Raw genomic sequence first — 23,121 nt, 5'->3', positions numbered from 1 at the left:
ATCAGTTAGCACGTAAAAGGAATATACCAATCAATTGATCCCTGACTTCATTGAAAGGTCATCATCAGTTTGCTTAGCAGGTTCATTGTTACTGGTGATTTTTTCTCGGGTGAGCTCGCTCACTCTCTCTTCAAGTTTTGCGTTTTCTTTTGTTAGCTGCTTTATTTTACGGTGAAGCATCATCGTTCGAACAAGGCCAATAGATGCAATTATGACTCCGCCTAAGAGGGCCGATGCAAGTATGACGATGATGAGAGGCAATTCTGTTGTTCCAAATACATAATCCATTCGTGCTGGTTCAACATTCACTACTGCAAATGCAGCAACTATAAGGGCAAAGATTAGGGCCAGGATTAAATTCCATTGAATCTTCATGTAGTTTTCCTCCTATCATTGTAAGTTCCCCGCATTGTAGAGGTATTTAACGGGGCAAAAAGTCTATTCTATATATTATCTCTTTTCCTGAACGAATAAACCTCCTCAATAGTGGGGCATTTGGACCTGGAAAATGTATAATTATACTGATTATGTGTTTATTTTCCGGCGGATGCACCATATCATTTATGGAAAAGAAGATTGATGCCGTCATCTGGGACATAGAAAGTTTTATTTCGGTGAAACGAACTAAAAGGGGGAATACGCGCTTATTTGTTTTTATGCGAGTGAGCCTGTTGGAGCGCAATGATGATAAAAATGAAAGAAAACGAGATTAACTTTGACAGGGTTCTGTTATTCTTAATTGTGTGGAAGAGGAATTTAGAAAGGATTGTTACATTTAAAATGTCTGGTCAAGTCTGTCGTCAAATGTCTTCACATTAGCCCAATTAACACTTTTTTACATGGCGAGTCTTTGACCTAAATTGAGGTGAAGGAAAATGATCCTTATTAGTTCTTGCTTAGCTGGGCTGGAGGTACGGTACAATGAAACTCATTCTTTAAACTTGCAGCTTCAAAAGCTAGTAAAGGAGAACAAAGCTCTTCCTGTCTGCCCCGAACTCCTGGCAGGTTTTTCAACTCCAAGGGAACCTGCTGAAATCATCGGCGGGACCGGAGACGATGTTCTGGATGGAAAGGCGAGAGTGATTGAAAAATCAGGTCGCGATGTAACCGAAATGTACATAAGAGGAGCCCGCCTGACACTTCAAAAAGCAACAGAACTTAACGCAACGGCAGTAGTACTTAAGGAGTATAGCCCTTCATGTGGGAGTGCGGCCATCTATAATGGTGAATTCTCGGGGAAAATCATTGCCGGGGATGGAGTAACATCCGCCCTGCTAAAAAGGAACAATATATGTGTAATGTCCGAGAAAGATTATGAGGACAATAACAAAAAATAAAACTTTTACGCAATAAAGCACTGCAGCGTGCCTGACCCGCTGCGCTTTAAAGCAGTAAAGGGGACCAGGCACGCTGCATCGTTTGATTATTAGATATGGTTATTAGAAATTCATATCTTTGGTTCCCGGACTATGTTCATTAGGCATTTCTGGCATTAATGGAACAGGGAATCCTTGCGGCGGTTCTACGACAGCAAGATCTCCACCATTCCGGCTTGGTGTTTGCCCGGAGAATATTTCACCAATCCTTGTTTGATCAAGCCTAAAGTTAAATTGAACATTGTGGTAACCCAGTTCCACATATTTTCTGCATTCAGGATATTTATTAATGTCATAGTTAGGGACCGGAAAAAGCTTGCCCCAATTTACGCCCAATGTCTCCAAAGCTTTGGCGTAAGCATTTTGATGGGCATTATCCCTAACGATTAAGAATGCAAGTGTTTCACGGAACGTTTTATTGGAGCTCATTTCATAAATTCGGCTTTTTTGCAGGACCCCGGTAGATTCTAGAATAAGGTTATCAAGCAAGTCACCGATTAAGTTGCCATGGCTGTAGACCCATGAGCCGTTCCACGGGTTTCCGGCTGCATCGACGGGAAGGGAAGCCTGTGCACCGATAATATAATGATGAGGGTTTGCATGTAAAACTGTCTCGTCAAGTGGCGCATGATCTGCTCCTGAATCTCCAGGTGCATTGGATTCTCCTGAGCCGTTTAATAATTGATTTATCGTGTTTTGAACTAGCTCGACATGTGCAATCTCTTCCAAAAAAATCCCTCTGATTAAATCACGAAATTGAGTGTCCTTGCCTCTGAAATTAGAGCTTTGGAAGAAAAACTGCATCATTGTACGCATTTCACCATAATGGCCGCCAAGTATTTCCTGTAAAACCCTTGCTGCAGCTGGATCCGGCTGATCTGGGACAATCGGGTTAATGAGCTCTTCTTTATAATAAAACACGGCGTATCCCTCTTTTCCATTTAAATTGTTCCTCTTTTAGGATTATTAAAATGGTTTTTTTTATACATTAAACTGGGAACTCAAAACAGTTACGAAAATGATGTAAATATAGAATAGGAAGACTGGGGGAAAACGTATGGAAAGAACAAAACTCATTTTAGTAGAAGGGCTGCCAGGATCAGGTAAATCAACGACAGCTCAGCTAATCCACGACATTCTTCTTGAAAATGATATCGAAACCCAGTTATTTCTGGAGGGAAATTTGAATCACCCTGCAGACTATGATGGAGTATCCTATTTTTCAAAAGAGGAATATACGGATTTGTTAAGAGGAAACGGTGATTTTAAAACCGCCTTAGCGGGCACGGGGGAAGAAAGAAAAAATGGTTATATCATCTCTCGATTCAAGCTTAGTAGTGAACTGCCTGACTCTCTGAAGAAAGTACTTTATGACCATGATATTTACGAATTGCCTTTGGACATTCATATAGAATTGATAACCGAAAAATGGCAGGAATTTTGCCGTAAAGCACTTCACGAAGAAAAAATTTACATTTTTGAATGCTGTTTTATTCAGAATCCTGTAACCATAGGCATGGTCAAATATGGTGTCAAGGATGACCCTATGATTAGGTACATTGAACGGTTAGCGAAAATTATAGAACCCTTGGAACCGTTGCTTTTTTACGTAGACCAAAAGGATGTTAGCAAGTCTTTTACAAAAGCGGCAGGGGAAAGACCGGAAGATTGGTTTAATGGATTTGTTCAATACTACACACAGCAGGGTTTTGGTCGAGAGATCGGTGCTGATGGTTTGGAAGGAACATTAAAGGTACTTCAGGCCAGGAAAAGTCTTGAATCAGTCATATACAGCAAATTACAGATGAAAAAAACCCGATTGGATAATTCTCAGTTTGAAATGGCTTCTTACAGACAAGATATCCTGAACCAACTGGAGATTATTATTAAGAATGGTTAAACAAGGTTTTTTATTAATTAAGACCTAATGAAAACACGTGAAGATTGAGCGTCTATCCGTTTTAATAGAAAAAGGCACGTAATGAAATTCATAATATTCAACGGAATCGGATATCATAGTAAGCAAAACTAAATGGGGTTAGCGAATTGGATCAACTGAATGAGTGGCTTCATAGGGCGGGAAGTAATTACATATTAATAGCAATCGCAGCGGTGGTCTTCTTTTTAGCCAAGGCTATTACCGGCTATATGACTTATCGTAAATTTGATAAGAAGTTAAAGCGCATTGAACGCAAAATTGACAAATTGCTAAAGGAATAAAGATTGTCCTTTAATTGCTGAAACTGTATGGTAATCACTCCAGGCCAATGCCATATTTTTTTCTGCACCTTAAAAACTTTAAGAAAGTTTATCCTATATTACTGGATGTTTGCCTGAACTTGCCGCAGGGTATTTTTTAAATTCCTGACAGTGAAAAATGCCGCGGTGTTAACAATACCCCAGCACGGGTATTCAATAAATACAAAGGATTGACCATTAGGGCTATCTGCTAGTTCAAATCGAGGTCGCATGATAGGCAACATAGACATCATCTAGCTATAATCCCCTAAGCTACCTTAACTCTCCTTGTTACAGACGTTTCTATTTCTATATTTTTTTTATCGAACCTTAGTTTTATCTATATACCCCAAAATAAAAGATTTAGGGGGATTTCCCCCTGTTCCCACCGAAGTCTTAAGACAACATGTCTGTGCACTTTCGGAAAAAAAATTAAAAAATGGGGGATTTAATATGCGTTCATATGAAAGGATGATGGAACTAATTTTACAAGTGGCAATGGAGGATGAGAGAGTGCGGGCGGTTGGGATGAACGGCTCACGGGCCAACCCTAATACGAACCAAGACATCTTTATGGATTATGATATCGTTTACCTGGTCACCGATCTGGAATCCTTTATCATCGATCCTGACTGGATTAATGTTTTCGGGGAACGGATCATCATGCAAAAACCGGATGAATCGGTTTTATATCCGTCTCAACCAAGGAACCGGTTTGCCTATTTAATGCTGTTTACTGACGGAAATCGAATTGATTTAACCTTAATTCCGGCTGAGGACAAATTGAGGTATTGCAGGGAAGACAGCCTAACCGTTATTTTACTAGATAAGGATGATGCAATGCCAGGTCTTGCGGCTCCATCCGATCGTCACTATTGGGTAAAACAACCGTCGGCCGAGATGTATGATGATTGCTGCAATGAATTCTGGTGGGTAACGACATATGTAGCAAAAGGATTGTGGAGAAACGAAATGATTTATGCTCAGGACCATATGGATATATGCAGGAAAATGCTTCTAAAAATGCTTGAATGGGAAGTTGGTATGAAGCATGGTTATTCCATTAGCCTTGGGAAATGCGGAAAGCATCTACAGCGGTACGCCGGGGAAGATATATATCAAAAGCTGCTCCACACATATTCAGATGGAAATGTACCAAGCGTATGGGAGGCATTATCTTTAATGATTGACTTGTTTCGCTCAACCTCCAGGAAGGTTGCAGCAGGGCATAAATTCAGTTACCCAAATGAAGAAGACAGGCGAGTCACACAATATTTAATGCATGTCCGATTGCTTCCTTCCGATACAAGGTAATATTCGCATGAATCACTCTAACTTAAAGAGGATAGCTAGGAACTACTGAATTCTGCCGGGAAAAGGAAAGACTGCAGACAAGTTAACTTTTCAACTAGTCTGCAGTCTTTGAATTTTACTTCCTTAGTTAATAGAGATATTCAATTTTTCTAAAGCATATAATAATCCTTTGTGAAGAGAATTAAACGTGCGGATTTCGCTCAGGTCAATACCAAGGTTGACAATTGTCTGGGCGATTTCGGGTCTGGTGCCCACCAGGATGCATTCAGCACCCAAGAGCCTGGTCGCTCTTGCAGTGTCAATCAGGTTTTGGGCAACAAAGGTATCCACAACAGGGACACCGCTGATATCGATAAAGACGATTGAAGCCTGATTCTTTGCTATACCGATTAAAAGATTGTCCTTTATGTTTTTGGCCCGATCATCATTTATATTTCCTACCAGGGGCATAACCGCTATCTGATCAAACAATTCGATGACAGGAGCGGAGAGCTCCTTTAATGCTTGCTTCTGTTCTGTAAAGGTATTTTCTAGTGTCTGGGAGCAATTATTCACGACTTGTGAAATGACGGGATCAAACCAGCGGTCAATATAATTATAGATCGTCAGGATTTCTTCCCTTGTCAATTCTTCATGAATGAGCACTTTCAATGCGACTCGCCGAAATGACTGAAATCCAAGAGTGATGAAATTTATCGACCCATTGTATTCTAGAATTTTTGAATAAAAGAACTGCAAATCTGATGTAATTTGAGTATCTACTTTCTTTATGCTTTCAAAAATAATTGTAAATAATTCAAGGGTTAATGGTTCATTAAAGGCGGAGGCACTTTTCTCTTTTTTAATAGCCTCTTCCATTTCAGTTTTCCAGTAATTCTCGATTTGCTTGGAGTTGTTTTCAAATAATTTATTTATGAATTTTTCCACTACCATTCACCCTTTGACTGCTGAATTGCACAATAAAATTTATATGTATTGAGAAATATTGTTTACTTTCTGCCTTTAGTGCAGCAGGGCTTGTTCCTTCGAAAGCTCATAATGCTTATGTGAGATTACCGTCTTGTTATTTGGAAACTCAAGGTCGCTGTTATTTTCCAGAATGTCGATAATAACGGAATTTTCGTTTATTTTTGTTACAATCCCTTTAATTTTATTTTGGGAAATAATCTGATCCCCAATTTTTGCTCTCGCAGTTTTCATTGTCCTCATTCCTCCTCGGTATAAAAGTTTATACCCATTAAAAATCAATTTAAACTAATCTCATACGAATTCATAAGGAATAATGTTGAAGAATAAATTCTTGCGAAAGAAGTATACTAACAAAACAAAAATGCAGGCAGCTCACTGTGAAAAAATAGGGTAGTGATGGAGGAAGCATGATGGAAGAGAACAATCTTGATCGTTTAACTTCTCAAGAAATTTCCCAGCTATGGGGAACTTATATGGGGGATAGTGCACAGGCATGTATACTAAGTTATTTTTTACATATAACAAAAGATGAAAGTATAAAAATTATTGTTCAGGATGCCTACCAGGGCGCTTTGGAGCATTTAGAAATTATTTCTGCTTTATTTAAAGAAGAGAGTTATCCTATTCCGTTTGGCTTTTCGTTAGATAATGACGTAACTTCCTCCAGCAATTCAGAATTGTTTTCAGACAGTTTTATCCTTGAATTTTTGCACCAGTTTGGAAGGGTGGGCATGAGGAGCCATGCTGTGAATCTTTCACTCGCAGTACGGAAGGATACGACAGATCTATTTGAAAAGTGCCTTTCAGATTCCATACGTCTCTATAATCTTGCAAAAAATGCTTTGATCGTAAATGGACTTTACATTCATTCTCCATTCCTGGAGCCAGCTGAGAGCGCAGATTTTATCGAGGAACAAGGTTTTCTTACAGGAATTTTTGGAGATCGAAGACCATTGCTGTCTACAGAAGTGACAAATCTGTATGCCAATTTTCAAAGAAATTCTCTGGGAGCATCAGTGATGCTGGGCTTCAGCCAAGTGGCAAAATCAAAGGAAATATCCAAGCATTTTATAAGAGGAAAAGAGATTGCGGAGAAGCATTGTGAAATATTCAGCACATTCTTAAAAGAGGATCATCTTCCGGCAGGCTTGTATTGGGATTCTCAGGTAACCGATACAACGGAATATGTCTTTTCAGACAAGCTGATGATGTACGTTGCTGGTAGTTTAACTGCCATGGGTATCGGCTTTTACGGACTTGGTTTAGGAGCCAGCATGAGAAGGGATATCGCCGCTGCATACAATAGATTATTAATGGAGATTCAGCTGTATGCGGAGGACGGTATGAACATCATGATCAAGCATAAGTGGCTCGAATCTCCTCCGAAAGCTGTCCGCCATAAAAAATAGTTAAGCAAAGCCTCCGGCAGGCGCGAGAGGCTTTCGTGCGAATAACGTTCATAATTTTTTTAAAAAGACATAGCTTACCTTATCATATTCCATTTTCTCCTGATAAAAACGATGTGCTTCCTCCCGCTGTAATCCCGATGAAAGGGAAACCAGTTTGTAATCGTGTTCCTGCGCCCAGTTTTCTGCAAACTGAAGCAATGCTTTCCCATATCCCTTTGAACGTCTTTCTTCATGTGTAACCAGGTCACAGACCCAGATGAATCTCCCATTATATAAGGTGATCATGGGCATAAAGCCGATCACCGCAGCGATTTTAGAACCTTCAAATAAAGCAGCCATTTTATAGCCCTCTTTTTCAGCAGCTTCCTCTATTAATTGAAGATATGCAGCCTCATCAAGATGAGTGCGCAATTGTTTCATAACCGGTAAGGCCTCCAGCCACTCCTCCTTATTCGACAGTTCTTTAATGAAGATCTTTTTGTTCATTTCTTATTGCCCCTTTCCTCTCTGTTTACCATTAATTGAATCATAATCTGGTATAATTTAAAGAACCAAATTACATCATTTTAATGGTATCAGTTAAATAGGAGAGGAATTATGATCGAACTGACCCCAATTTTAGATAAGGAAAGTAAAACACCTCTGTACATTCAATTGGCAGACTTCATTAGGAGAGAAATTTTAGCGGGTAGAATAAAACCAAAAGAAAAATTGCCCTCTAAACGCAATTTAGCCAAGCACCTAGGATTAAGCCTAAATACAGTCCAGGGCGCATATGAACAGATTTGCGCCGAAGGTTATGCTGAGAGCAGGCCTCGAAGCGGCTTATTTGTTAAGAATCTGGATCATGATCTCTTCCAAGATCGCGTTTCCGACCAGGAACCTGTTCAGCATTCGACCGACGTAAAAGAAGATGTGCTGATTGATTTCAATTCAGGGAAGATTGATACCGAACACTTTCCGTACAAGGCATGGCGCAAGCTGGCTGTACAGTCTCTTTATGAGGACAGCGGGGAACTGTTTCATATGGGACATCCGCAAGGAGAGCCTGAGTTTCGCCGGCAAATTGTCAAGCATATTTATGCATCAAGGGGCGTAAGATGCTCGGCGGACCAGATTGTCATAGGAGCGGGAACGCAGGTCCTTATTGGGCTTTTATGCCTGTTAATAGGCCGGGAACAAATATATGCTATAGAAGATCCCGGATTCCACCGCACTCGAACGGTCCTAGAAGATTTAGGAGTACAGGTTGCTCCTATCCCCCTAGAAGGAGACGGAATCAACCTAAAAGTGTTAAACCAAACCCATGCCAATGCAGTATATGTTACACCGTCACACCAATTTCCCCTTGGCATGGTCATGCCGATATCACTAAGGATGGGCCTGTTAAAATGGGCTGAAGAAAAGGGTGCCTATATTATTGAAGACGATTATGACGGTGAATATCGCTATAAAGGAAAACCAATACCATCCTTGCAAGGGCTCGATCGCAATGGAAACGTGATTTACCTGGGGACATTCTCCAAGGCGCTGATTCCTTCTATTCGGATCAGCTATCTGGTGTTGCCTTTAAGTCTCATAAAAAAGTACGGGGAACACTTTACCATCTATAAGCAGACAGTTTCCCGTCTCCATCAGGATACTCTGTATCATTTTATGAAAGGAGGTCTGTGGCAAAGACATTTAAATAAAATGAGAACCCTTTACCGTAAAAAACAGCGTACATTACTTGCAGCTATTCAAAGCAATTTTGGAAATAAAGTCAGGGTAATTGGTGAACATTCAGGCCTTCATATTGTGTTAGAAGTAATATGTCGAATGGAGGAACCTGAATTAATTCAAAAAGCAATGAATGCAGGCGTAAAGGTCTACCCTTTATCGATATACTTTAACGAACCACTGGAAAGGCAACCGCCTAAAATCTTATTAGGGTTTGGAGCTCTTTCTGAACAAGAAATCGAAAAAGGGATTATGCTGCTAAAGGAGGCCTGGGGGCTTTAAATTTTGGTATCCTCTAAAATCTTAAAAGGTACGTAACAATTGTAATGATAAATAAATATATAAAACTCTTGAATGTGATCCTCCAAAGCACTACAATCAGTAGTGGAAGGGTGAGAGGATTGAATATTAAGAAATTCAAGTATAATGAAGAAGGACTTTCCAGGTTCTTTGGACCACTTGAAGCGAAGATCATGGAATTCCTTTGGCTAGGTGAGGAATGCAGCATTAAAGAAGTTCAGCAGAAGCTTGAATCTGAAAAGCCAGTCAATTTCAATACGGTCATGACAGTAATGAACAGGCTGGTAGAAAAAGGTGCTCTTAAGAAGAGGACAAGCGGGCGTATATCTTTGTTCAGTCCAGTCCTGTCAAAAGATGACTTCCTTGAACAACAATCCAAAAAGCTTACCGAGAATTTACTAGATGAATTTGGCGGAGTAGTCATCAGTCATATGATCGATTCTCTAACTGATGTCGATGAAACCCTGCTTTACAAATTGGAACAAAAAATCCAGCAGCTGAAAAAGGATAAAACATGATGTGGTGGAGAAGAAAATCCTGGTATCTTTTATTATTGAGCCTGGTTCTGGCTTCGATGGTCTGGATTCAAATGGGTATGTTTCTTACACATTTGATATTTGGGGTGAATTTAAAGCTGAACTTCTTTAAATTCTGTATAAGTTTGTTCAGGGAAAATTCCTTTTACTACTTTTTGGTCATCTTCCTCCTGAACACGATGATCGCTTATATCCTGCTGGTCACAATTGGTAAAGTAATTGCTCAAATCTTTCTATCCTTTCGGTTTCGAAAAAGATTGTTAAACTTAAAGGACCACGAAATGACGAGGTTATATGGCACTAGACTGAATCGGCATGAAGATCTGATGATTATTAAGAGTGATAGAATTCTTGCTTTTACAACCGGCATCAAAAATCCGGTTATCGTCCTGTCCACTTCATTGGTCCAGATGCTTGAAACGGAGGAACTGGAGGCGGTGGTTGAACATGAAACCTTCCATAAAAATAATCGGGACCCTTTAAAAATATTTATACTTCAGGTAATCGCTCATTCGCTTTGGTTTATTCCGCTCACAAAATGGTGTTATGAAAATTTTAAAATCATGAGTGAATTAATGGCAGATGAGTATGCTGTAACGAAAATGGGTTCAGAAATGAGTTTGGGAAGCGCCCTGCTTAAACTAATAAAAAATTCCTTTAAAACTCCTTCCACGTTAGTGGTGCAATTTTCCGGAGAGTCAGTGAATTTCAGGCTTCAGCAGCTTGTTGAACCGCAGAAGGCTATACCAGTCAAATTAAAACTGTTTCATATCGTTATATCCATCCATGTAATGCTGTTATTAATGGGCATGGTTCTTTTTACTCTTGCCTAATTTTTTTATCTATTAACACTACGCAATGTAGTGCAATATGCTTGAAAGGAGAATGAAAATGAAACATAATGTAGAAATTGGATCCTTAATTTTAAGAGTGGTTTTAGGCATTACCTTCTTACTTCATGGATTATCAAAATTCCAGGGGGGAATTGAGAACACAGCAGGATGGTTTTCCAGTATTGGCTTACCGGGGTTCCTCGCTTACCTGGTTGCTGTGATAGAATTAGCCGGAGGTATCGCGTTAATCGTCGGCCTGGGAACAAGGATCATATCAGCTTTACTGGCGATGATTATGCTCGGGGCAATCCTGAAGGTCAAGCTGGGAGCTGGATTTCTCGGGAATGGACAGGGATCAGGTTATGAGCTAGATATCGTCTTAATGGCAATAGCCGTTTTTCTAGCTTTGAATGGAAGTTTCCTGTTAAGCATTGACGCTAAGCTGCCTCGTTCAACCGATACTCAAAGGAAAAGGGCAGAAAGAACTGTCTAATAGAAAGGAAGAGAACATGAAAGCAAGAATATTACTTTTAATGCTGATTACCATCCTTGTGGTATCTGCATGCGGCCAAGAAATGATGCAAGGCTCCATGACTTTGCGGAATCAGAACAATGAGGAAGTCACATTTCCGCAAAAGAAACCTGTATTATTCTTTTTTATTACCACGTATACCTGAAGCCATTGCCAGCAGCAACTGGTTCAGTTGCATGAAAATCTTGACAAATTGGACAGCCTGGATGCGAGCATCTACATCGTAAGCGGTGATTCACCCGAACAGCAGCTTGAGCTTCATGGCCTGCTGGAAAGTCAATTTGGGAAGAGCCTTCCATTTGTTTCAGATTCTGGTCTGGAATTAATTGATTTATTTGAAATGAAAAATGGGGATTCTGCTTACAGAGGATATGGCATGCTGGATGAAGACGGCAGGGTTGTTTTCCATACCATCAATGACCACTGGGGCGAGCAATTTGATCAAACACTGAAAGAAATTAAAAAAGAATATACGAAACTTAATAAAGAATAAAACCGCAGAATTCCTGCGGTTTTATTTTCGTAAAAAATCATAAAAAGAAAGAATATACGTATCTTTTTTTCAATTAATAGCTATAGCCGCTCAATAACGGTTAACCCATAATGAAAAGGCAAGAAAAATACCCTATTCTTGATGGAAGTAAGAAGGTGAGACTAGTTTTTATTTCAGAGATTAGTTTGAACGATATTTCAGACCTTTAGACCTATTATACAAGTTTGGTCATTAAATTTGACATGGTACATTATCACTAAAGGGAAGGAAAGGAAGGAAATAGCTAAAGAAATGAAACAATATTCTAAATATTTTATATTGTTTTAACTCAAGACTTTTATATAATAACCCTTAGATTTACAGAAAAGGGAGGAAGCCTGATGACAAAATTTAAGAAAAACGGCAAGAAACTATTAATCTCTTCCGTATCAGCATTTGCTGTGTTGAGCGGCAGCCATGCAATGTCGAACAGCGTAATAGCAAGTGAACTAGGGGGTAATACAAATGACGAAAAAATTGAAAGCGTTTACCAAGATGGGGGATTACAGATTGTACAGCTTGAGGAGATAACGAGCGGCCTTCATTTAAAAAAGCTGAAGGTGATGGGGATTCTTTCAAAGGGTGAAAATTCAACTGTTCAGCCAACGGAATTTCCTCCCGGAAACAAAGTAAAGATGAAACAAGTTGAATGGATCGGCAACAGTCTGATTGCAGTTACTTTGGATAGAAAGCTGGAATCGGTACATGCGAATGACATTGCCTTCTTGCAAAATGGTGAGCTTCTTCCGGTCAAAAGAGCCTCAATTGGCACGAGTCCCGAAGGAAATACGGTGATTCTTTATCAATTAACCGGCTCCCTTAACCCAGATTTGTTTTCGGGTGAGCAAAAAGTAGAGGCAAAAATTGTCCAGACCACTTCTGCTGACAAAAATGACAACAGAATGCAAAGCGGTGACCATCGCAAAATGAGAGATGTAACGGCAGAGCTGGCCGGGATTCCGAACTTGCTCACCGTATCAAAGGACGGACCGGCTGATTATAGTACTGTCCAGGCTGCAATTGACGCTGTTCCAGAAAACAACAAGGAAAAAGTAGAAATTACCATAGAAGCCGGGATTTATAAGGAACTTGTTACCATTTCTAAAAATAAGCCTTTTGTTCACCTGCGGGGAGAGGATGCCTCCAACACGGTCATTACATACGATAATTATTCCGGAAAGCCCAAGCCTGGCGGCGGAACCTACGGCACAACCGGAAGTGCAAGTGTGTACGTTTATGGGGATGATTTCATAGCGGAAAACCTTACATTCGAAAATTCCTTTGATGAGCAAAGTGTTGATGTAAAGGACAAACAGGCAGTGGCCGTCTATACAAGAGGAGAACGCCAGGCCTTCATCAATTCCAGATTCATTGGAAATCAGGATACTCTCTATGTAAGAGAAGGTACTCAATATTTTTATCAGTCGTATATTGAAGGGGATGTAGACTTTATCTTTGGCGGAGGACGTGCTGTTTTTGAAGACTGTGATATTTTTTCACTTAACCGTGGTTCAACGACCAATAATGGATATGTGACAGCGGCCAGTACTTTGATCAGCGAGCCTTATGGGTACCTCTTCCTGAATTCCAGACTATTAAGTGATGCCCCTGATCAAACGGTTTATTTAGGACGGCCATGGCATCCAAGCGGGGACCCAAATGCCATCGGAAGCGTGGTGTTTATGAACAGCTATCTTGGTCCTCATATTATCCCGCAAGGCTGGACCGATATGTCCGGTTTCTCATACAAGGATGCAAGATTCTATGAATATCAGAATTATGGCCCCGGTGCCGTCATTAATGAAGACCGGAGACAGCTGTCTGATGAGGAAGCAGAGCAGTTTACCATTGAAAATGTATTAAGAGGCTGGAATCCTAAAGAACTGCATGAAAAGGATAACGAGTCGATATAGCAGGGCCATTATGCTGTGTGACGTCTTTTCACTATAATTAAGGAGGATTAACATGCTAAACAGGATAAAAGAAAAGTCTCTTATCGCTTCTATGCTCCTTGTCCTTTCAAGCCTTTTATTTGGAAACCTTACTGCTTCTGCTGCTAATGCAAATAGTAATAGAAATACCATTACTGTTTATCTCGCAGGTGATTCAACTGTATCAAACTACGATCAGTCGCTCGCACCAAGAATGGGGTGGGGGCAAGTCTTAGACCGTTATTTTGATGATAAAATTGTGGTTAAAAATGAAGCTTCTTCTGGCAGGAGCTCGAAAAGCTTCATTGATGAAGGAAGACTGGATGCGATCCTGGATGAAATTGAAAAAGGGGATTATCTATTCATTCAATTTGGCCATAATGACCAGAAAATTGAGGATCCAAGCCGTTATACTGAACCGTATTCAACATATAAAAGTTATCTGAAACAGTACATTGACGGGGCTCGTGCTAAAAATGCTCTTCCTGTCCTTGTAACCCCTGTGGAGCGCAGACGTTTTACAGCAGAAGGTCTGGCACGTGATTCGCATGGAGAATACCCAGCTGCCATGAAGGAGCTTGCGAAGGAAGAAAATGTCCCGGTTATTGATCTTACAGCTAAAAGCAAGTCCTTGTTTCAGGAGCTAGGACCTGAAGCTACAAAAGAAGTATTCTTATGGCTTGAACCCGGTGAACACATGAACTACCCGGAAGGTGTTCAGGATAATACTCATTTTCAGGAGGCAGGGGCAGAGAAAATTGCGGTTCTGGTGACAGAAGGTTTGAAGGAGCTTAAGCTAGTCCCATTAAGAAACCATCTATATAAATAGGTAAAAGCCTAGGGATGCAAGATTTTTAAGAGCTAAAGTTAAAGACGGAGAGCTTCAGGCAGTTGAGAATAGGAAGTCCGCCATCTTCCCTTCCTATAATGGATTGAGTGCAACCCTACGTATTTCATGTGAACCATATGCCACCAGAAATCCTGAAAAAACAATAATACAATGATATAGGCAGCGAGAATATGCTGCCTTTTTTTCGTTGTGCAAAACGATGATCCAGCACTTTATTTCATAAAGGATCAGGATGAACGGCCCATTTTAGCGCTGCAATTTTAGAGTCCGTTTGATTGCTGCAAAAGTTCATTAAGCACTTTTTCAAAAAACAGGATAATGGTCTAATTATGTAAAAACAAGGCTAAAATGGCTAAAGAGTAACTTAAATAAAGGAGGGATAAAGTGGAAGATTCATTGACCATTGGCGAACTGGCCCCAGACTTTTCATTAGCTGCTACCACTGCAGAAAAGCTGTCTTTAACCGACTATCGGAACAGCAAAAATATACTTATAGCTTTTTATGGAATGGATTTTACTCCTGGCTGAATAAAGGAAATTGCCTCTTGGAAAGAGGATTACAATCGCCTTGAGCAAATGGATACGGAGGTGCTTGCGATTTCGGTTGACCATATCCATTCTCATCGTGTATTTGCCGCCAGCATGGGGACACTGCCATATCCATTGCTGTCTGATTGGCATAAGGAGACTGCCAAAGCATACAAGGTGTTTAATAAGAAAGGAGAAACAGCTGTCCGATCCGTTTTCATCGTTGATAAAAAAGGGATCATTACCTATATGAATACTTCCTTTAAGGCAGATAAGAAGAGTGACTATGAAGCTGTGTTTGAAGAACTTAAAAAACTAGGGACCAATCCTTAAAGGAAATTTGCACGTAATGTGGAAGTTTTATAAAAGGGAGAGCTTTTAATAGAGGAGGAACGACAGGTGGCCGCATGTTTAACAAAAGATAAAACAGGCTTCACGGCAAGATTTGAACGTTACATCAACCATCCGATAGAAAAGGTATGGTCCATGCTTACTGAAAATGCCCAGCTGAAAAAATGGTTTCCTGAACTAAGTATCGAAGACCTTCGTAAAGATGGCGTTATTAAATTCGATATGCAGGATGGAACCTTCGAAGAAATGAAAATACTAGATCTTGAAGCACCTTTTATCCTTGAATATACATGGGGTGAGGACAAGGTGAGATTTGAGCTAGAACAACACCTGGAAGGCTGCAAGCTCGTCATGAATGAAAAGCTCAATGGAATCACAAGCCATACACCCAGGGACCTGGCGGGTTGGCATGTCTGTCTTGATGTCATTGAGACTTTGCTTGACGGGAAAGAATTCAGTCACCCACAGGAAATCTGGGAAAAACACTTCAAAGAATATAATCAAATTATAGAAGATTATCTGAAAAAAACTCAGATTTAACTCGAAATGACGGGCTTTCTTCACTTCAAGAAGGATTTCCAGGCCTTTTTATCGAATAATATAATCAAATACATATTAAATAAAATTGAAGAATGGGTGGGAGATCAGATGAAGTTCAAAATCACAATGGCCAGTGGGAAAGAGTATATTGTTCATTCACAAAGCTTTGCTGCGCTAGAGGAAGAGCTTATAAATCCTGATCAGGATTTAAAAAACAGCCTAGTCTATTTAGACCGTGAGCAGACACTAAAAGTAAATCCTTCTCATATATCCTGCGTGGAAAAATTAGTTGAACAAACAAATGGAAAATAGTATGGAAGAGAGAGAGCCGCCAAATCTGGCGGCTTTTTCAGTATGTTGGCAAGAGAGGTATGGGTGATTTTATTCTAACCTCTTCTTTTTTATGAGGGGAGCTTCGTCCCAACAAGTCAATCTCGAGGACTCTAGCAGAAAAAAATATCTATAATTCGAGTCTGCTGTTTATGCCGACTGGAAGGCTTCGCATGGTTGCAAAAACACCAGGATTAAGACCTATCAGAGCCAAAAAAAAGAGAATCCGGCCTAAAGCCGGATCTGTACAATCTATATAAAAAAAGGGGGGCGATATGAAAAGGGATGGGTGTCCTTTTCATGTCTTAATCATAACGAGAAAATATGAAAAAATTATGACCAAAGTTTTAAAACTTTTTAAACATATGCTTGCAAAAATAGAAATAAAATGGTGATTTATGAAGGAAATCAGGAAATTCGGCCGAATCCTGTTAATAAAAGGAGTTGAGTAGAATGGAGCAGGTTACTGTTCAGTATTGGATTTGCTCTGAATGCCAGAAGGAAATTACCGAAGAGGCTGAATATATCGATAATCATGGGGTTTGCGACGATTGTTACAGCCTGCCAATTAAACATAGAATGGCAAAGCTAAAATAGAAGCCTAGAGTTCTGAAACTAAAAGGTATAAGAAAATAATTAAGCATTCAGGAGCTTACGGTGCCGCCAGCGGACCTGACCAGGGTCAACAAACTGAGCTAAACAAGTTTAAAAGCAAACACTTCTATGTAGTTTGTCTGCAGTATGACCATTGTCATTGGACAATGGTTTTTTTATGGATGAAAACAATAAATTGGGGCACGATAATTCTTAATACTTATCGTTTATTTTTATACGGAACTTTCACCGAACGCAAGAGGGAGGAAGAAATGAAAAAAAGAAGCTGGGTTTGGCTGAGCTTTTTATTGCTGATATTTATAGGTTTCGGTACATTTTACCTTCTTGACGTTGATTATGCTTACATACCCCCAGAAGAAAAATTGATGGATTATCAGCCCAATAAACGGAGCAGCTACGATTTTTGGGGAGAATATATTACGGACAAACAGGCAAAGGTTTTGTCAAAAACCCAAGAAGGAAGGGAAAAGCTATCTCCTGAAAATGGAGCCGTGAAAATTGATAAGGAGCTATTGGAGCTTGGCAGGAAAACCTTCTATGAAGAAACATTTGGAAATGAGGTATTTTTGACTGACATTCTTGGTATGGTAGATGGGCCATTTACGCTCGGAAATGTAATGAAAGCCATTTTTGCCCTCAAAGGTAAAGGAACAAACAACTTGCGTGTGGAACTGGCCGAGGATGTTACTTTAGGAGATAAAACCTTTAAGAAAGGCGAAAAAGTGGATACAGGGATTGATGTAGCAAAGGGAGCCTATGTTCCGATAGGATTACCTGTTTCAGTTCACGACGGACGAGTCCGTGTGGGAATCAGCTGTGCCGCCTGCCACGCTTCCTTTGATCCCGAGACAGATAAGGTGGTGGAGGGCGCCCCAAATTCCGATCTAAATGGGGGTCTTCTGCTAGCTCTTTCAACGAATTCCGCCTCTTATTTTTCCCACGCTGAGATCAGCAATATAAAAAAATACATGCAGAAAAACTCTCGGGCCATCATCGATTCCAAGGGTGAACCTGCTTCATTGCCGGACCCAGGGAAACTGGAGAATGCAGTGGACTCCATCCTGGTGAAATGGCCAAGGGGAAATTTTGATACGACCATTGATTTGATCAGTAATCCTATACAAATACCTGATTCGTTCACGTTAAGAGACCACCCGTACAGCTGGAGCGGAATGGCAATGGCAGGCCCCTTTAATGGACTTAGCACGTTCAGCAATAATGTCCATGCACAAAATGCAGATGCCACGACAGTGTCTCAGGCTAGCAGTGAATTATTCGGCATTGACAAAGAGGTTTACCTGGGAACGATTTTGCAGAATGCTGCCAATTCAGATTTTCGGTATAAGCCCTCAAAGGGTTTGAAACCGTCCGCGTTTTTTAAAAAAATCGACCCAACTCCCAATACAGCTGGTGTACTTCAGGCTGTGGAACTTCCTTCCTATCCGAAGGTTTCAATTATCGCCCCCAGCGGAGTGATTGCAAACAGCCCAAATTATAAATTTTATCAACAGAACAATGGGGTATCTGCCTGGCAGAATACTCTCCAGCCCCCTAAACCAAAGGTTAGAGTGGAGAAGGAGACGATCGCGTCCGGAAGAAAGGTCTTTGAAAGGGCAAAATGTATTTCTTGCCATGCTGGCGAAGCGTTGACCAACAATAAAATTGTCCCTGCTGAAACCATTAAAACGGAGCCTTCAAGGGCTAAATCTTTTTCTGTGGTTGAAAACCTTTTAACGGACCCTATTATATACACATATGATACTGCTGTACCTTTGCCTAAAAATCCAAAACGTATAAAGGTGCCCACCAATAACTTGGATCCTGAGCAGATCCGCCTTGCCTTTGGGCTTAAAGGCTCTTCGGGGGGATATAAGGTTCCAAGTCTGATCGGCTTATATTGGACAGCGCCTTATTTGCATGATGGGGGCGTTGCAGTCGGGGCAAATCCACGGACTGACATTGGAGTCCCCGGAACGATTTCTACAGGAATGTTTCCTGACCCAAAGAACAGTTTAAGAGCTTTAATTGACAGTCAGCTTAGAGAAAAAGTGATAAAGGCTAATAGGAAGTCCGCTGATTTGCAGCTCATGCATGTGACAGGAGAAGGGCATGAATACTGGGTTGACCAAACAACAGGTTTTTCCCAAGAGGAACAAGATCAATTGATTTCTTATTTATTATCTCTATACAAAATAAAATGAACAAGGAGAGTTGAATTTCTTGTTCATTTTATTTTTTCTTTATTCTCCTAAAAACTTAATGGAAATTATTAAGGCGGATTTGATCAACTAAAACGTGGGAAATTGTAGATTTAGGCTTTAACATTGATAATGGTGAAATTAGCTCTAAACAGGAATGTATATGTATAACTTGAATGGACTTGCCAGATTTGGCAGGGTTTATTCTTTCTATTTTTAAAAAAAGTGCGTATAATTACTTATTATATGATATTAATACCTAGTAATAAATTGGGGTTCTTGGGGGAGGAAGCATTATGAAGAAACGAGTTGTGGTTACAGGCATAGGGGCAGTTACTCCATCAGGAAATGATGCGTTAACTACATGGGAAAATATTAAAAATGGCGTATCAGGCATTGGAGCTTTAACGAAGTTCGATACGGAAAGATATAATGTTCGATTGGCGGGTGAAGTAAAAGACTTTGCCCCTGAAAAATATATGGATGCAAAAGAAGCCAAAAGAATGGGCCGTTTTACACAATTTGCTGTTGCGGCAAGCAGAATGGCTATCAGTGATGCTGAAGTGAAAGTAGGTGAAACTGTTTCTCCTGAAAGTATCGGCGTTTGGATCGGATCCGGGATTGGCGGCTTAGGAGAGTTTGAAGACCAGCATAAACGGTTTATGGATAAAGGTCCTCGCCGTGTTAATCCTTTCACAATTCCAATGTTCATTCCGGATATGGCATCTGGCCGTGTATCCATCGAACTGGGAGCGAAAGGGATCAATAACTGTTCAGTGACTGCCTGTGCGTCCGGAGCTAATTCCATTGGGGATGCTTTTCGGGTCATCCAGAACGGAGATGCTGATATTATGATTTCTGGAGGGACGGAAGCTGCTATTACGGAAATGACGGTAGCTGGATTTACAAATATGACAGCTTTATCTACCAACCCTGATCCTGCCACAGCCAGCCGGCCGTTCGATCAGAACCGGGATGGCTTTGTGATAGCAGAAGGTGCAGGAATCCTGATTCTTGAAGAATTGGAACACGCACTTAAACGTGGAGCAAAGATATACGGAGAAATGGTTGGTTACGGTGCAACAGGAGATGCCCACCACATCACTGCTCCAGCTCCGCAGGGCGAGGGCGCTCAGCGGGCAATGAGCCTGGCACTGAATGATGCAGGCCTGGAGCCATCAACCGTGGATTATATCAACGCCCACGGAACAAGCACACCATATAATGATCTATATGAAACGCAGGCAATCAAAGAAATTTTTGGAGAGCATGCGTACAAACTTTCCATTAGTTCAACAAAGTCGATGACGGGCCATATGCTGGGTGCAGCTGGAGCAGTTGAAGCGATGCTTTCACTTTTAGCTATAAAGGAAGGGATCATGCCCCCTACTATTAATTATGAAACACCTGACCCGGAATTGGACCTGGATTATATTCCAAATACTTCAAAAGAGGGACAGGTTGACGTGGTTCTGTCCAATTCTTTAGGTTTTGGCGGCCATAATGTTTCACTCATTTTTAAAAAATATACGAACTAATATTATACAAAGAACACACTTTAAACATTGGTGTGTTCTTTTTTTCATCCTATAAATATCCATGTGCATATGCCTCCTTGGTCGTAATCGTAATGATTCTTCCGCATAAATCATAAATTGATGAGAAGGGAGATAAAACTCAACAGATTTGGGTTGCATGCAAAATAAAATGGGATATAGACAAGGGGGAAGAGTGGATGAGTAAAAATGAAAGGGTTGATAAATTTAAAAGAATCATGGGGAAATATCCGACAGGAGTTACCATTGTGACCACCCTGGATGCGAATGGCACTCCAACAGGATTAACAGTTAATTCCTTTACCTCTGTATCTCTGGAGCCTCTCTTGATCCTTTGGTGTCTTGATAAACGGTTTTCCTCTTTCGCTGCCTTTTTGAAGGCAGAAAAGTTTGCGGTCCACATACTTTCTGCTGAACAGGCAGATGCATGCTGGGCATTTGCCGGCAAGGAGCCTGACCGGTTCTCAAAGGTGAAATGGGAGCTTTCTGTTAATGGTTTGCCAATCATTTCTGATTCATTAGGAACACTTGAATGTAAAACTGACCAGCAAATCGATGCAGGTGATCATGTAATTCTTTTGGGTGAGGTAATCGGCCTTAAGGCAGAAGACAAAGAACCATTATTGTATTATAGCCGGAATATAGGTACCATCCCGGATCATTGGCCTGCTTATCCTCGGCAATCTTAAATCCAAAACTTTTAACATTCTTATCTTTACCAAATTAAAAGATTCCTCTATCATGAATTGAATCGGAATTGTTTTGACGTTAGTTGCCTTATGTAGGAGCTAGTTACTGGTTAAATTTAACATAGTAGGTATGAGTAGAGGTAAGAGGTATGTGTATTTGGCACAATGTGCTAAATACACATACATCTTATTTTTGCACTCGCCCAATAATCAAAGTTTAAAAAATAAATCTACCGACGTAAATGGCAATTAAGCTGCCTGCGAAATGGTATATACTGGTGTGTAATCTGCACATTGTGTTATAATTAGTTAGAAATTAGTTAGAATATTCCGTGTTTTAAAAACGAGTTCTATCATATCTTTCACTATTTGATATCTAATAACCTGGTATGTAATGTTTTTCTTTTCTAAAATCTGGAGGTGAATGATGTGGGTGAAAAAAGAGAAAGTACAGGATTTCTTATTAAACAGCGTGCGTTTTTAAAATTATATCTGTTGACCAGTATCGAAAAAGAACGCTGGTACGGCATGCAGCTATTGGACGAGCTCCGAGAATCATTCAAGCCATTCGGTTTTGAGCCCCAGCATTCAGAGGTTTACCGCGCATTGCATGATTTACTTGAGGATGGCATTTTAAGCAGGCGAAAGATAAAAGAAGATGGTTCAAAATATAAAGAAGTTGCCGTCTACTCCATTGCAAACAAAGAAGAAGCCAAAGCCTATAAAAAGCTTGTCAAAGCAGATTTGGACCGGTGTGAACAGCTGCTTAGAAAAGCTCTGAAAGATAACTTTTCTTAATATAATCGCTAATTAGCCCGAACACTGAATTACGTTTTTTCCAGCTTCAATTCGGCATTAGTCCAGCTATTATAAAATTCTCTGTTTTTATGTTATTTTAAATGAAATATGAAGGGAAGGTGAAAAGGCATGGATTTTACAAATAAGACCGTGATCGTAACAGGTGCTGCCAATGGTATTGGAAAAGGAGTCGCCCGGCTTTATGCAGAGAAGGGGGCTACTGTCATTTTAGCGGACCTGGAAGAGGAAAGCGGGAACAAGGCGGCTTCGGCCATTGAAGAGGAGGGCGGAAAAGCAGCTTTTGTTCTTACGGACGTAAGAAAGGAGCCCGATATCGTCCTTTTAATGAAGACAGCATATGACAAATATGGCCATATTGATATTTTAATTAATAACGCAGGCAAAGGGCTATTTAAATCTCCGTATGAAGTCACAATTGAGGAATGGGACGATGTTATCCATACCAATCTAAGAAGTGTCTTTCTTGGCTCACGGGAAGCTGCCAAATATATGCGAAAGAACAAGGAAGGCGGTTCAATTGTGAACATCGCTTCAACAAGAGCCATAATGTCTGAACCGAATTCAGAGGGCTATGCAGCTACTAAAGGAGGCATTGTAGCAGTGACTCATGCCTTGGCAGCTTCATTAAGCGAAGACAGGATAACTGTGAATGCGATATCACCGGGATGGATCGAGACCGGTGATTATTCAAACCTTCGTGGGGCAGACCATGAACAGCATCTATCCAAACGCGTAGGGAAACCAGAAGACATCGCACGGGCATGCTTGTATTTGACCTCTAAAGAGAATGATTTTGTAACAGGAGTTAATCTTATCATCGATGGTGGAATGACCAGAAAAATGATCTATGAAGAATAACTGGTGTACATATTCAAAACCAGGAGAGGTTCAAAAAAAGCCGTACCTGGACCACAGACGGAAGGTTGTCAGTGATCCTGTATTATTTATTGACACTT

At 40.4% G+C, this 23,121-nt stretch carries 26 protein-coding genes and 1 pseudogene; 22 read left to right on the top strand and 5 right to left on the bottom strand.

The window, feature by feature from the left end:
* Positions 1-30 precede the first annotated feature (30 nt).
* Positions 31-375, bottom strand: coding sequence for a LapA family protein (locus EV146_RS07495; RefSeq protein WP_132004119.1), 345 nt, complete (start codon positions 373-375; stop codon positions 31-33).
* 500 nt (positions 376-875) lie between these two features.
* Between EV146_RS07495 and EV146_RS07490 the strand changes: the two genes are divergently transcribed.
* The gene (locus tag EV146_RS07490; protein WP_132004116.1) at positions 876-1,337 is read left to right on the top strand and encodes a 2-thiouracil desulfurase family protein; all 462 of its coding nucleotides are present in this window, start codon (positions 876-878) and stop codon (positions 1,335-1,337) included.
* 102 nt (positions 1,338-1,439) lie between these two features.
* Here EV146_RS07490 and EV146_RS07485 read toward each other — a convergent pair whose 3' ends face one another.
* Positions 1,440-2,297 (bottom strand): manganese catalase family protein, encoded by an 858-nt coding sequence (locus EV146_RS07485; protein WP_132004113.1) that lies wholly within the window; start codon positions 2,295-2,297, stop codon positions 1,440-1,442.
* A 136-nt stretch (positions 2,298-2,433) separates the two neighbouring features.
* Between EV146_RS07485 and EV146_RS07480 the strand changes: the two genes are divergently transcribed.
* The 3 genes from EV146_RS07480 to EV146_RS07475 all read left to right on the top strand — a co-directional run bounded on the left by EV146_RS07480 (position 2,434) and on the right by EV146_RS07475 (position 4,928).
* Complete coding sequence (locus EV146_RS07480; RefSeq protein WP_132004110.1) at positions 2,434-3,276, top strand: P-loop NTPase family protein; 843 nt, start codon at positions 2,434-2,436, stop codon at positions 3,274-3,276.
* Positions 3,277-3,422: 146 nt separating this feature from the next.
* On the top strand, positions 3,423-3,596 hold the full coding sequence (locus EV146_RS26870) for a hypothetical protein (protein WP_158287037.1): 174 nt from the start codon (positions 3,423-3,425) through the stop codon (positions 3,594-3,596).
* Between the two features lie 471 nt (positions 3,597-4,067).
* Positions 4,068-4,928, top strand: a complete 861-nt coding sequence (locus EV146_RS07475; protein WP_132004107.1) for an aminoglycoside 6-adenylyltransferase — start codon at positions 4,068-4,070, stop codon at positions 4,926-4,928.
* Between the two features lie 123 nt (positions 4,929-5,051).
* Here the strand turns inward: EV146_RS07475 and EV146_RS07470 are convergent, their stop codons facing one another.
* Both EV146_RS07470 and EV146_RS07465 read right to left on the bottom strand, forming a co-directional pair.
* Positions 5,052-5,855: an STAS domain-containing protein gene (locus tag EV146_RS07470; RefSeq protein WP_158287036.1), complete on the bottom strand. Its 804-nt coding sequence runs from the start codon at positions 5,853-5,855 to the stop codon at positions 5,052-5,054.
* A 75-nt stretch (positions 5,856-5,930) separates the two neighbouring features.
* The gene (locus EV146_RS07465; protein WP_132004101.1) at positions 5,931-6,128 is read right to left on the bottom strand and encodes a DUF2187 family protein; all 198 of its coding nucleotides are present in this window, start codon (positions 6,126-6,128) and stop codon (positions 5,931-5,933) included.
* 176 nt (positions 6,129-6,304) lie between these two features.
* Here EV146_RS07465 and EV146_RS07460 point away from each other — a divergent pair, with 176 nt between their 5' ends.
* A complete protein-coding gene (locus tag EV146_RS07460; RefSeq protein ID WP_132004098.1) occupies positions 6,305-7,306 on the top strand; it encodes a DUF3231 family protein in 1,002 nt (333 codons plus the stop codon).
* A gap of 48 nt (positions 7,307-7,354) precedes the next feature.
* On the opposite strand, the gene EV146_RS07455 is transcribed toward EV146_RS07460, so the two are convergent.
* Positions 7,355-7,792 (bottom strand): GNAT family N-acetyltransferase, encoded by a 438-nt coding sequence (locus tag EV146_RS07455; RefSeq protein WP_132004095.1) that lies wholly within the window; start codon positions 7,790-7,792, stop codon positions 7,355-7,357.
* 111 nt (positions 7,793-7,903) lie between these two features.
* Here EV146_RS07455 and pdxR point away from each other — a divergent pair, with 111 nt between their 5' ends.
* The 17 genes and pseudogenes from pdxR (at position 7,904) to EV146_RS07375 (ending at position 23,023) form a co-directional block, all read left to right on the top strand.
* Entirely contained in the window at positions 7,904-9,307 is a 1,404-nt protein-coding gene (gene pdxR, locus EV146_RS07450; protein WP_132004092.1) for a MocR-like pyridoxine biosynthesis transcription factor PdxR, read from the top strand.
* A 119-nt stretch (positions 9,308-9,426) separates the two neighbouring features.
* Entirely contained in the window at positions 9,427-9,843 is a 417-nt protein-coding gene (locus EV146_RS07445; protein WP_132004089.1) for a BlaI/MecI/CopY family transcriptional regulator, read from the top strand.
* On the top strand, positions 9,840-10,694 hold the full coding sequence (locus tag EV146_RS07440; protein WP_132004086.1) for a M56 family metallopeptidase: 855 nt from the start codon (positions 9,840-9,842) through the stop codon (positions 10,692-10,694). Before EV146_RS07445 ends, EV146_RS07440 begins: the two co-directional genes overlap by 4 nt.
* Positions 10,695-10,752: 58 nt before the next feature.
* Complete coding sequence (locus tag EV146_RS07435; protein ID WP_132004083.1) at positions 10,753-11,187, top strand: DoxX family protein; 435 nt, start codon at positions 10,753-10,755, stop codon at positions 11,185-11,187.
* 16 nt (positions 11,188-11,203) lie between these two features.
* On the top strand, positions 11,204-11,371 hold the full coding sequence (locus tag EV146_RS27475) for a hypothetical protein (RefSeq protein ID WP_181215922.1): 168 nt from the start codon (positions 11,204-11,206) through the stop codon (positions 11,369-11,371).
* A 15-nt stretch (positions 11,372-11,386) separates the two neighbouring features.
* Positions 11,387-11,719 (top strand): annotated as a pseudogene (locus EV146_RS07430) (hypothetical protein); the annotation flags it as partial.
* Positions 11,720-12,099: 380 nt separating this feature from the next.
* Entirely contained in the window at positions 12,100-13,671 is a 1,572-nt protein-coding gene (locus EV146_RS27845) for a pectinesterase family protein (RefSeq protein WP_241993846.1), read from the top strand.
* A gap of 52 nt (positions 13,672-13,723) precedes the next feature.
* Complete coding sequence (locus EV146_RS07420; protein WP_241993845.1) at positions 13,724-14,518, top strand: rhamnogalacturonan acetylesterase; 795 nt, start codon at positions 13,724-13,726, stop codon at positions 14,516-14,518.
* A 405-nt stretch (positions 14,519-14,923) separates the two neighbouring features.
* Complete coding sequence (locus EV146_RS27840; RefSeq protein ID WP_241993844.1) at positions 14,924-15,400, top strand: redoxin domain-containing protein; 477 nt, start codon at positions 14,924-14,926, stop codon at positions 15,398-15,400.
* A gap of 66 nt (positions 15,401-15,466) precedes the next feature.
* A complete protein-coding gene (locus EV146_RS07405) occupies positions 15,467-15,958 on the top strand; it encodes an SRPBCC family protein (RefSeq protein WP_132004070.1) in 492 nt (163 codons plus the stop codon).
* A gap of 108 nt (positions 15,959-16,066) precedes the next feature.
* Entirely contained in the window at positions 16,067-16,270 is a 204-nt protein-coding gene (locus EV146_RS07400; protein ID WP_132004067.1) for a hypothetical protein, read from the top strand.
* Between the two features lie 471 nt (positions 16,271-16,741).
* On the top strand, positions 16,742-16,885 hold the full coding sequence (locus EV146_RS26865; RefSeq protein ID WP_158287035.1) for a hypothetical protein: 144 nt from the start codon (positions 16,742-16,744) through the stop codon (positions 16,883-16,885).
* Between the two features lie 269 nt (positions 16,886-17,154).
* Positions 17,155-19,104 carry an electron transport protein gene (locus EV146_RS07395; RefSeq protein ID WP_132004064.1) on the top strand — a complete coding sequence of 650 codons (1,950 nt, stop codon included), beginning with the start codon at positions 17,155-17,157 and terminating at the stop codon, positions 19,102-19,104.
* Between the two features lie 293 nt (positions 19,105-19,397).
* The gene (gene fabF, locus EV146_RS07390; RefSeq protein WP_181215923.1) at positions 19,398-20,639 is read left to right on the top strand and encodes a beta-ketoacyl-ACP synthase II; all 1,242 of its coding nucleotides are present in this window, start codon (positions 19,398-19,400) and stop codon (positions 20,637-20,639) included.
* Positions 20,640-20,836: 197 nt separating this feature from the next.
* Complete coding sequence (locus EV146_RS07385; protein WP_132004057.1) at positions 20,837-21,346, top strand: flavin reductase family protein; 510 nt, start codon at positions 20,837-20,839, stop codon at positions 21,344-21,346.
* A 429-nt stretch (positions 21,347-21,775) separates the two neighbouring features.
* Positions 21,776-22,144 carry a replication termination protein gene (locus EV146_RS07380; protein ID WP_132004054.1) on the top strand — a complete coding sequence of 123 codons (369 nt, stop codon included), beginning with the start codon at positions 21,776-21,778 and terminating at the stop codon, positions 22,142-22,144.
* Positions 22,145-22,273: 129 nt separating this feature from the next.
* The gene (locus tag EV146_RS07375; protein ID WP_132004050.1) at positions 22,274-23,023 is read left to right on the top strand and encodes an SDR family NAD(P)-dependent oxidoreductase; all 750 of its coding nucleotides are present in this window, start codon (positions 22,274-22,276) and stop codon (positions 23,021-23,023) included.
* Positions 23,024-23,121: the final 98 nt, after the last annotated feature.

Origin of the sequence: Mesobacillus foraminis (genome assembly GCF_004340465.1) — a bacterium.
GTDB classification, from domain to species: domain Bacteria; phylum Bacillota; class Bacilli; order Bacillales; family Cytobacillaceae; genus Mesobacillus_B; species Mesobacillus_B foraminis.
The sequence above is the reverse complement of the archived record's forward strand: the minus strand, read 5'-3'. Positions and strand labels throughout refer to the sequence as shown.